The sequence below is a fragment of the Mesorhizobium sp. WSM4837 genome (assembly GCF_055811435.1).
Genome location: NZ_JBVVQE010000047.1, coordinates 43,884 through 54,729 on the forward strand (window position 1 = coordinate 43,884; position 10,846 = coordinate 54,729).

The following is a 10,846-nucleotide window of genomic DNA, read 5'->3' on the forward strand; positions in this document are numbered from 1 at the left end:
TTTCGAAAGGATAGATGATGACTATGTTTCGTGGCCTATCGGCGTTCCCCCTCACGCCAACCGATGCGGAAGGGCATGTCGACACCGAGGCACTGGCCCGTTTTCTCGAGCGCATTCACCACGCGGGAGCAGATTCCATCGGGCTGCTCGGAAGCACGGGCGGCTATGCTTACCTCACGAGGGAGCGAAGGAAGCGTGCCGTCCAGGCTGCCGTGGAATGCATCGGCGGCAAAACGCCTCTTGTCGTGGGTGTGGGTGCATTGCGTACCCACGAAACTCAGGCTCTGGCGCGCGATGCCAATCCGCTGGCGCTGACGGCCTGCTCCTGGCACCGATGTCCTACGTTCCCCTGAACGAGGACGAAGTCTTCCAGCACTTCGTCGCCGTGGCCGAGGCGGGGGAACTGCCTTTGTGCATATACAGCAATCCAAGCGCCACGCGCTTCACATTCAGCGACGCATCGATCGCCCGGCTGTCAGCGGTGTCCAACATCGTCGCCGTGAAAATGCCTCTGGCGGCGAATAACGATTACGCGGGGGAACTGGCACGCTTGCGGCCGATGACGCCTGACACTTTCACAATCGAATACAGCGGCGATTGGGGCGCGGCCGATGCACTGCTTGCCGGATGTGACACTTGGTACAGCGTTGCGGCAGGTCTGCTGGCGGTTCCGGCGCTTGCGCTGACGCGTGCAGCGCAGTCCGGCGACGCTGTGGAGGTCGCTCGGTTGAACCACGCTTTCGAGCCGCTCTGGACCTTGTTCAAACGCTACGGCAGCTTTCGCGTCATGTTCGTCATCGCCGACCTCCTCGGTCTGGCGCACGTCCAGCCACCGCGCCCTGTTTTGCCGCTGCCGGAGGACGCTGGAGATGAGATTAGGCAGGCATTGGAGAAGCTCGAGGTCGCCGAGCACAGGGCATGCCCAGTGCAACTGCTAGACTAAGACTAGGCAGCCGGCGCGCGGGCATTCCGCGCGCAGTTCGAGATGGAAGTTTGGGCGGCGCAGAATTGGATCGCTGCTCAACACGGCCTTTTAACGGTTAGGCGATGAACAGGCGCAATCTGGTTCCATACTGCATCTTATGCGACTTTGACCCGTAGCAGCTAAGTTAAAATGTCCGGATCTGGCAAAGTAGGAATGTCGCTCCTGCTTGTGTTGCCAATCTCTCGCCTTCGACAGCACGGGAGATTTGCAGGTTTGGGACGCTTCCTCCTCACGGCAACCGCCGGCCCAAAAGGCAATGAACTTACGGCATCCTGGTCAATCGTTCGGTTTGTAGGAGAGTGCCTCGATGCCTTTGCCAAAATCCGGACGGGTCCGTTTGACGTTGCCGATGAAGTCCATGAGCACGTAACGAATGTCATAAGCGTCTGCGATGAAGAAGCGATAAATTACCTGCTGGTCACAGACGTTCATGTCGACACAGGCTGCAATCTGGTCGAAGATTTCAATCAGTCTCCGCATTTCGAAGCCTTTGTTGCCAGCTGACATGAGTTTTAATGCGGCGCTGCGGATTAGATGCTCGGCTTCGGTTAGGGCCGCATCGGAGCTTCCTAGCGATGCGATTTTTTGATCCACTTCTTTATGAGCTGCCTGCTTCAGGTCGAAATATTCCTGCCTGAGTTTTAACATATCCGGCCCGTTATATTCCCGGAAAAATTTCATACTTTCCTGTTGCCGCCCAGTGAGCTCGTCCCTCTTGCTGTCAACATATGCGTCAAGCCAGATAAATCCGCCAAAAATTGCCGCTAGGATGCTTATCCATTTGGCAATTAGATCCGATATATCTTTGAACTTGAGCTCGTGCATTTACGGTCTCCCCAGGCATCTCAGATCGATTTCGGCCCTGCTCCGTGGCGCCCCACCACGTCGGACATCCAATCACCTGCCAGAGGCGAGGTTCCCGAAAATGAGCGGCTCAAGCGCCTAGCGCGTCGGCCATCCAGAACGTTAGCATGCGCTTGGTCTCGCCGGAGGTCCGGCGCCTTTGCCATTTTTCGTCGCGCGAGAGGTACTCGAACGGATCTTTGTTTTCTTTGGCTGCCTCCGCAAGGTAGGCCCGCCAGCGATAGTGGCTGTAAGTCTGCATGGCGTTAATGGCGTAATGCATGGCGATTGCTTATGGCCGCGAATGACAATGAAGTTCTCGTCATTGTCAGCGCTCGCCGAATGCGAAAAATTGTGCGAGCCGGTGACAACCACGGGATTGTCACTGAATGGGTCGATCACCAGCACTTTCGAATGCGTGATGGCGTGACCGATGGCCGATGTAAAATCAGCCGCCGTGCCTTCCACCGCCCATTGTCCGACCGGTTTCCCGACGCCGGTGTCCTGCGCCGCATCGAGGAAGAAATCCTCGGGTTTCGCCTTCAGCAGCTTGAATTCCTCTTGGCCTTTGCCGGTGAACCGCGTCGCCACGCCGCGCACGTAGAGTTTCTTTTCCTCTTGAAGCCTGAGCAATGTCCGCACCGGCTCGTTGCCCGGCTGAAACATCACGAAGAACACCCCCTGCTGCGCGCCCTCCACCAGCTTGATCAGCTCCTTTATGTCGATTTCCTCGCTCAAACTTGAGAACCAGCTATCGACTGTGCCGGTTCCGAACTCGATGCCGCCCTCCGGCGCATTGTTTGATGCGAGCAGGGCGTCAGAAACCGTGTTCTTTGCGCCGACAAGCAGCTTGAACTGCGCTTCGTAGCGCCGCGCTAACCTGGCATGATCGAGCATGATGCCGTTGTTGAGCTGCGTGCAGAGTCCCGTCGGCGTCCAATTCGTACTGCCCGTCCACACCTTCGTCGGCTTGAACTTGGAACCTGTGCGGCGACCCACGACCACGAACTTGTTGTGAGCGAGAGCTTTCGGCGCGAGGAAGCGGTCGTGCACCACAACGCCCGCATCGCGCAGTCGCGTCCGCGCACCCGCGTTTTCGTCCCCGCCCTCGGTCTTGACGCTTCCATTCGCCAGAACGATTTTCGCGCGCTTGCCGATTGCGCAGAGCCCGTCGATGAGTTCCTCATCACTTAGTTCATCGAGCGCGGCGTGGAGCTCGAGGCCGTCATCGGCCGCGACTTCTGCCATCATCTTCAACATCGTGTCACGCAACGTCCCTCCGAGGAATGCCCGCGCCTCGCGATCGACCTCCTCGCTGACAATGACGGCGGTTTCCTTCAGCTCCTGCAGCGTGATCCCCTTGCGTTTCATGTAACGCGCCATGAACTGCGACAACACATAGCCGCGGTTGAAATGCACGCTCGCGCCATCGCCGCAATCGGCGGAAAGAGTCATCGTCTGCGACCAATCGGTGGAAGGCCCATCTTCCAAATGGTCGCCGGCACCCTTCACCCTCGCGACAACGCGATAGGCAATAACGTCGCCAAGGTCGGCGGCGTGGTCTGTCCAATCATAGCGCTGGAACGGCCAAATCTGCGAGGAACGAGAGGTGATCCGGCTACCGTCCTTGTCGACCTCCGTATCGTCTTCGAACCCGACACGGTTCGACAGATATTTGGGAGCGGCCGTGCCGCGACGGCATTGGACTGCAAATCCCAGACATCCCGGGATATCGGCCTTGTGGGACCACACCAGATGCACGTCGTCGGAATTTGCAAACACTTTCAAGGTGATTTCAGTCATTTACGCCCCCGCGCTGCTGCCAGGATTGGTGTTCCTGGAATCTTGCTCCCGTAATATCAATATCACTACCGAGCTCTCCAGTATAGCTGCGGCTCCTCTCTGACATTGTCATAGACTCCCTGACGCTTTTGGTGAGAAACCAGATCGTTTTGTGCCCGCGGTCTGCGACGAAAACCAAACGTCGGCTTTAGGAAATAACTTTCGTCGGCTGAGCAAAATTCGAAGCTTTTGGGATCTTCGTTTGCGACTCGAGTCAAACCTTGTGCCAGACGTATTGCAGAGCTAACTTGGCGTGGTGAACTGTCCGGGCGGCATCGAGGGGGAAAGATGCTAGATCATTTCATCGTCATTCTTGCGCATATTGCTGATTTCTCTCTCCTCCGGGCGATAGGGAAATGGCAGCCATCGCTTACGGCGTCCAGAAGATGCTTCGGCAGCACGCTTGCAATGCACAGGTCTCGTTGGCTGGCGTGCGCCTGGCCAAGCTTCTCAACAGCGCACAGCTTTGATCGCGGCGAACGCTGAACTGCTTGACCGACGAAAAGCAATTACTGAATCGCACTGTAAGGTGGGGGTTACATGGCACAGATCGACGACGCGAAAAAGGCACGAAGGATAGAGCGAGATACCAGTCTGGCGGCTAAGGAGGCGGTCGAACATCAAACGGTTGCCGATCAGAAGAAAAAGAACGCGTCGTCCGACTCCGTTCCCGCGAAGGTGCTTGGGACTGATAGGCCGGATCGTATCGCCGTTAGGCTCGATCTGATCAATCGCAACGATCCGAGCGCATTCGAACGGCTCATAGGCAAGCGCGATATCGTCAGTGTCAACTTCTTTGAGCGAGGCCTTCAAACGGCCAAGGCTGTCTGCCGCATCAAGACCCTCGGAATGGGAGGCGGACCGCCAGATTATGCGACTGGTTTCCTTGCCACGCCGGCACTGTTGGTGACGAACAACCACGTCCTTCCTGATCCGGAAACTGCAAGCCGTAGCTTGGCGGAGTTTGGCTACGAACTCGACCCGAATTTCGTCGAGCGACGCGGCCGCATCTTCCCCTTCGCGCCGATCGAAGCGTTCTATACGAGCGTCGATCTTGATTTTACCATCGTCGCCATCTCACCCATGGGCCATGATGGAACGCCGATCACCGATTTCGGTGTGCTGCCGCTGATCCCGATGAGCGGTAAGGGGATCACGGGCGAGCATGTCTCGATCATCCAGCATCCGGAAGGCGCCACCAAGCAGGTGGTGGTGCGTGAAAATCGGATAGTGGCGCTCGACCAAACGAAATTCCCGAACATCAATCCGGCCTTCATTCACTATACAGCTGACACCGAACGAGGCTCGTCAGGGGCGCCAGTCTTCAACGACCAATGGGATTTGGTCGCAATTCACCACCAAGCAATCGTTGATCGGAACCAGAAGGGTGATCCCTTAGATAAGCAGGGAAAGGTTTGGACTGAAGCCGACGGTGAGAGTGCTAAAAAGTGGATCGCCAATGAGGGCATTCGCATTAGCGCCTTATGGGCGCATCTCCAGGCGGACGCTCCGTTCAGCGCGGACGCTGCAAAGATCATGGCGATGCTCTCCTATGAACCTCGTGCCGCCTACCGACCGCACCCTGCCCAAGCCGACACAGCGCCGAAGAACTGGCAAACGGTCCCAAATGCTGCTGAGGCTACAGCCTTTGAAACAACCCGTTTCACTGATCCGGCTTTTGCACAATCGCTCGGCTACGATCCAAAGTTTCTCGGGGCGGACCTCGTCGTCCCTTTGCCGAAAACAGGTTCTGGTTTCAAGGGAACTCTGGCGAAGAACAACACCAATGACAAGGCTGTGTTCGACTACACGCACTTCAGCCTGGCCATGAATGTGGAGCGCAGGCTTGCGATCTGGACTGCCGTTAATATCGACGGCAACAAGCTGAAGTCCGCGAAATCGCCAAGCTGGCGCCGAGATGACAGACTTCTAGCCAATCAACAGACACTGGCAGAAGTTTACGGCAAGGTTCCCGGAAAAGGCATTCAGATCGATCGTGGCCATCTTGTGCGTCGTCTCGATCCGGTCTGGGGACCGCAGGATGTTGCGGACCGGGCCGGCGCCGATACGTTCCACTATACGAACGCGGCGCCGCAGGAGCACATCTACAACAGCGAAACCTGGGGCAATCTGGAGGATTTCGTGCTCGCCCGCGCCGACACGCGCGCACAGAAGGCAACGGTGATGACAGGACCAATTCTGCGGCCGGATGACAATTTCTACGGCGAGGGCTTGAAAGGAGGGCCGTGGCAAATCCCATGGTCCTTTTGGAAGATCTGCGTCTTCAAGCGGCCCGATGGCACAGTTTCCGTGACTGGCTTTGTCGTCGAGCAATCGTCGACGATCGCGCCTATCTTCGAGACGACCAAGTACAACCCCTACAGTGTCGATGAGGCGCGCGTGTTTCAGCGTCCGATCAAACTCATCGAGGAATTGACCGGCCTCGATTTTGGCGCGCTTCGCAAGATGGACCGTATGGGCAGTGTCGAGACGACCGCTGTCGAATCCGCCCGTCCGATCAGAAATGCGGACGATATTGCGTTTTGAAGGAAATGTCTCCGGCGGCACCTATTCGCTGCCGCATCCGCGCGGAAGGGCGAGTTCCGTTTTGCTCGGATGTTGCAGATTGACCCAATCGCCAAGATCTTCTTGGAGGCCCACGAACAGCTTGTATGCACGCTGCGCCGCAGGGCCTGACATTCTACCGTTTTCGAGGCCACATTTAAACGATATTTCGGCAACGCCGGGCACCGGTCCTGGTGGCACAAAATGCCAGATCGTAAGAGCAAACTCTCCGGTTGCGCCGCTCCCTAACCTGACGCTGGCCCCCTTGAAAACATATTCCCGGATAGGCGGCCCATGCTGAAATTCGTCGCGGCCAGAGACACGGGCACCTTGCGCCTCCAAGTTTGTCAGAAGCGTCGGAAACAACGCGCTTGCACCCAAAACGGTAGAGGGTTCGGACTCGACACCTTTGATCGATGTCGACAGCGCAAATCGGCTGCGCATCGATCTAGGCGTCGCGATCGCGATCTTTGCGGATGGGTAGCTCTGATCGGCAACTTCCAGGGGTGCGATATCCTCCTCGAATGACGTCTTGGCGCCTTGCATGCCAGGCAGTGACGTTGCGGCAACGACAAACACGTCAGGTAGTCGAAGCTTGATTGTAATTTCACGCTGCTGTTTCCGGTCCGCCTCTTTCCTGTTCGAGACCCGTTCCCGCAGGGCGTAGCTGCACCGCGTCAATAGGCAGGCGGAGGTGTCCCAAAACCTGATCGATTTCACGCCGGCTGACGTGAACCACTGTTCGGCCCTGGACACCTGCCCGCGCATGCCAAGCCTGGCGTCGATCGTAGGCACGATCTTGTTTTCCCAAAACGAGTTGGCCAACTCCAACGTCGGAGCCGCGTCAAAATGTGAGAAGTCCAGCAACAGTTTGTATTCACGTGCTGCGAGATGGTGAGGCATCAAGACCGTCCAAAAACCTGTTGCATCGAAGCACACAATGATGCGAGCTTGCCAAACTATGGGGCATCGTTGGCGCCGTTCGCCGGCTGCCACGCCTCCGGAAGGTCGGCGTACTCGGCACGTGGATCGTTGTCAGTCAGCGGCCTCAGCCTGATTCGCATCTTTGGCCGTGGTGCCGCACCAGCTGGCGTTGTCGAACTTCCTTGACGGTATAATCGGGGCCGGTCGAACGTGTTGTCGGGGTCGGCTCTCGTGGCTTCAGCCATGCTGCGCCCCAGTTGTTCCAAGGCGTCGGTGTATTTGTGATAGAACTCGCGAGCCCTAGCAAGTGCCGGATAGCCCAGCTTCTCGCCTGCATTTCCCGCAATTATCTGGTCCAGCAGCGACTCATTGCGATCGACAGCCGCCGCATCGGACTTTCGCCTCGACGTGGCGAAGCGCCGGGAAGTGTCCTCGAACGCCGCCATGAAGTTACGGAACCGAACCCATCGGTGATTGGCGAAAACCTGGATAGTCTTGTCGCCGCTTTCGGGATCGCGTTTTGCTTCCGGATCGAAACGGGCGGCAATCAGAAGACCCGCGGCGCGGCCTCTCAAATCAAGATCATTCAATACCTTGGAGTCCATGTCGAGGTTGAGGCCGCCCTCGTCGTCACGCAATGCAATGTTGACGACGCGGTCGCGTGCGCCAGGTGCTAGAAGCATCTGGTTGTCACTCCAAAACCTTGCCGTGTTCAGGAGCGCCGTGAAGAACGCCACCAAGCCGAGACCGGGCGCGGTGTCGAACGCAGTAAACGGGGCGGGCGAAAACCGGTTTCCCTTCGCCATCGAAATAAACTCCCAGACCGGATCACGAGGCTTCGGATCGACAAGAGGTGTTACGTCAGGCCGGTTCTTCGCGGTGCGCCGCTCGTCGCGCGGGTTTGCAATCGCTTTGCCGGCCGAATGATCGTGGACCTCGTCTTCCTGCTGCCCATCGGCCGCGACGGTCGGCGCTCCCACCCCATAATCGATAAGGTTCAGACAAAAGGTCGGTCTGGAAGGTATGGGGCTGTCGAAAAAGTGGATTGGGAAGTTGGATGTCAGCCCACCGTCGGAGAACCAGACTGGCCGCAACGGAATCTTTCCGCTAGCCGCCTTGCCTCTGACAAAATCGGGCGTGAGGAGAGGAACAGCTGACAGGAGGATGGGAAAACTCAAAGACAATCTGGCAGCGAAGACGAGCGGCAAGTTCTGCGGCTGCGGAAGCCTTATCCACCCGTCCCGCCTCTCAACCCTGTCCTCGTAAACGCCTGCCTGGGCCTCCATCCACTCCACGATTTTGGCCGGAAAATAGCGGCGCAGAGTACCGATATCGGCATATAGAGGTGACGGCGATTCCAGGAAAGGGAGTTGGACCGTACGATTGCGACTGATGTCGCTGGCGATCATCGCAAGTTCGATTGACCGGGGTGCCGTCGGGCCAATGGCCCCTGGCTGTGCGCCGGCTGCGTCCGGTGCGCTCCACAAGTCGCCGAATGTTAGCGGCGCATCCTCAACGCTTCGCCCCGCGGCCGCCTGCACCACCCGGTGCATCCACGGCGAGAGACCTTCGAACGCTGCGATGGCCGGTTTGCTTGGGAATGAAGGCGCAGATTTCCCCGTGCATATCCCGTAGCCATTGGCGCGCCATAGCGGCAACCAGCGGCGGTTTAGCACGACGATGAGCATTATAAGCCAAGTGACCAGTACGAGGCACAGAGCCGCGATGAGGCTGATTGCGCCAAGAATGATGCCTCCATCAATGAGTGCATTGACGACCATGGCGACGCCTGCCAGCGAGGCAACAGCAACCATGGTTGCGAGCGACCAGGCGGACAAGGATGCGGTGAGTATGCCAACAAATTTTCCGCTGAAGTTCCTGCCGCTCATGACCGGCGTGATAAGGGCAAGCAACGGCTTTGTTGCGGTCTCGGGGCTGAACAAATGGAACAGCCGCGAATGCCCATCTGGAGCGACGTCGCCGAGACTTTTGGGCATCGCAGCTATGCCTTCGAACGCTTTCGGATTGCGCCCGGTGCGGCGACCGTATTCCGCCGCAGCGGTGACCGCTGCGGCAATCGCCCCGACAGAAGTGCCTCCTATCGAATGGAATGAATATCGGCGGGCGATCATCGACACTGCACCGGGATAGATGACGCCGCTCGTCACTCCGCCAGCCATGACAATATCACACGGCAGCAAGCGATCCGCCGCAGAGTTCTGGTCCGGTCGCCCGTCTTTTTCCCCCATCGAACCCGCTCCGCTTTACGAGCCAAACGAAACGCGATTGCGCGCGATCCATTATAACAAGGAGAGTATCAAATAAACTCGCTGGTACTAAACTAAAAACCCGCTATTGATTAGCCGACACTTGGAACAGGCTCCGACTCCTCTTTTTCTATCAGAAACTCACAAAAGTGCCTGATAAATATGATGATTTTACCATTCGCTTTATTGATACACAGCTATGCGATGGCGGAAGAGGGGATAAAAATCGCCTAGTCTAAAATTGCCGTCACCCCTCCGGGCAAGAACGACCATATACAGCGCCTGTTTTCTACAACGTTGCATAGCTGCAACTAAACTACCGCATGTTAGCAAGCCCAGACTGCCATATTATGCCACGCCATTGCCAGTGGGATGTCTGTGGCGGCCGTAGAACTTGCGCTAACTCAAAGGAGGAACCGGTGACTGATCAGGCCGCAGATTTTTCAGAAGACCGCTGCGTGGCGTGCCGGCTCAAAATCGAACACGACGCGAGCAAGTGTCCTCACTGTGGTACATCTCAAAGCAAGAGTTGGTGGGGCAATCTTGGGAACGCCTCAACGGCCTTGGCGATAATCACGGGTTTGGCGTCGATCGCCACATTTCTGGTCGTCGGACTTCCAGCACTAACTAAACAAGTGACGCAAAATCATGCCATTTTGGCCGCCAGTCTTGCGGGCGGAGGGTCCAGCCCAGGGGAGGCCGGATACCTAGAGATCTTGTTCGTGAACTACGGGCTCAGGTCTGCGATCGTTTTCAAGCGATACCAGTGTTATTCTTATACCGAAGATGACAAGCCGGTAGAGGACAGCTCTGGTCAATCGTATCCAGAGGTATTTACAACAGCCGTTGACAATACGACCGTCGACGGCGAATCCACGAAAATCATTCGCTTTGACTCCCAGGGCGGACTTCCGCTTCCGGAAGGTGATCAGCAGAGTGTCAAGATCACCTATGAGCTCTGCGATTTACAATTCGTCGACACATCCGATGTCCCAACACCCGGCGGAGAGCCGCGCATCCAACGCTTACAAGTGAAGGTGCCGGTCTAGTCCCCCGTTCGTGAGAGACCGACTAATTCGGTAGTTTGACCATTGTAGACTACGCCGACCCACCTATGATGGCGAGGGTCCTGAGGCAGCGCTCGGACGCGAGACCCCCGATGTCTGAGTTGGGTAGGACTTCCGGTGCAGTAAACGTCAGCTTTTAGGATGCCATATGGCCATTAGCACATGACTGATTAGTCGACCGTGAACTATCCGCAAGCCATTGATCTGGCATGTTGATTGAGGCGGATAGCGGCTTCGGAATTGCAGGATTGGCGGTTTATGAGCGCTGTTTTCCTGCAATTCGGTTTTGCGATTCCCTTGTGCTGCGGAGCGTGATTCACTCGGTTCGGCGGCGGCGAATCGAGGGGACGGCG

General features: G+C 57.1%; 6 protein-coding genes and 1 pseudogene. 3 read left to right on the forward strand and 4 right to left on the reverse strand.

What is annotated here, in order from left to right; all coding sequences use genetic code 11:
* Positions 1 to 17 precede the first annotated feature (17 nt).
* Positions 18 to 943: pseudogene (locus AC0L3D_RS24355) on the forward strand (dihydrodipicolinate synthase family protein).
* Between the two features lie 318 nt (positions 944 to 1,261).
* Here the strand turns inward: AC0L3D_RS24355 and AC0L3D_RS24360 are convergent.
* The gene (locus AC0L3D_RS24360; protein WP_473646044.1) at positions 1,262 to 1,810 is read right to left on the reverse strand and encodes a hypothetical protein; all 549 of its coding nucleotides are present in this window, start codon (positions 1,808 to 1,810) and stop codon (positions 1,262 to 1,264) included.
* Positions 1,811 to 1,951: 141 nt separating this feature from the next.
* Positions 1,952 to 3,631, reverse strand: a complete 1,680-nt coding sequence (locus tag AC0L3D_RS24365; protein ID WP_473646046.1) for a phospholipase D-like domain-containing protein — start codon at positions 3,629 to 3,631, stop codon at positions 1,952 to 1,954.
* Between the two features lie 579 nt (positions 3,632 to 4,210).
* Between AC0L3D_RS24365 and AC0L3D_RS24370 the strand changes: the two genes are divergently transcribed.
* The gene (locus tag AC0L3D_RS24370; protein ID WP_473646047.1) at positions 4,211 to 6,217 is read left to right on the forward strand and encodes a DNA/RNA non-specific endonuclease; all 2,007 of its coding nucleotides are present in this window, start codon (positions 4,211 to 4,213) and stop codon (positions 6,215 to 6,217) included.
* Between the two features lie 21 nt (positions 6,218 to 6,238).
* On the opposite strand, the gene AC0L3D_RS24375 is transcribed toward AC0L3D_RS24370, so the two are convergent.
* Both AC0L3D_RS24375 and AC0L3D_RS24380 read right to left on the reverse strand, forming a co-directional pair.
* Positions 6,239 to 7,138, reverse strand: a complete 900-nt coding sequence (locus AC0L3D_RS24375; protein WP_473646049.1) for a hypothetical protein — start codon at positions 7,136 to 7,138, stop codon at positions 6,239 to 6,241.
* A gap of 56 nt (positions 7,139 to 7,194) precedes the next feature.
* On the reverse strand, positions 7,195 to 9,408 hold the full coding sequence (locus AC0L3D_RS24380; protein WP_473646050.1) for a patatin-like phospholipase domain-containing protein: 2,214 nt from the start codon (positions 9,406 to 9,408) through the stop codon (positions 7,195 to 7,197).
* A gap of 437 nt (positions 9,409 to 9,845) precedes the next feature.
* Between AC0L3D_RS24380 and AC0L3D_RS24385 the strand changes: the two genes are divergently transcribed.
* A complete protein-coding gene (locus AC0L3D_RS24385) occupies positions 9,846 to 10,475 on the forward strand; it encodes a hypothetical protein (protein WP_473646052.1) in 630 nt (209 codons plus the stop codon).
* Positions 10,476 to 10,846: the final 371 nt, after the last annotated feature.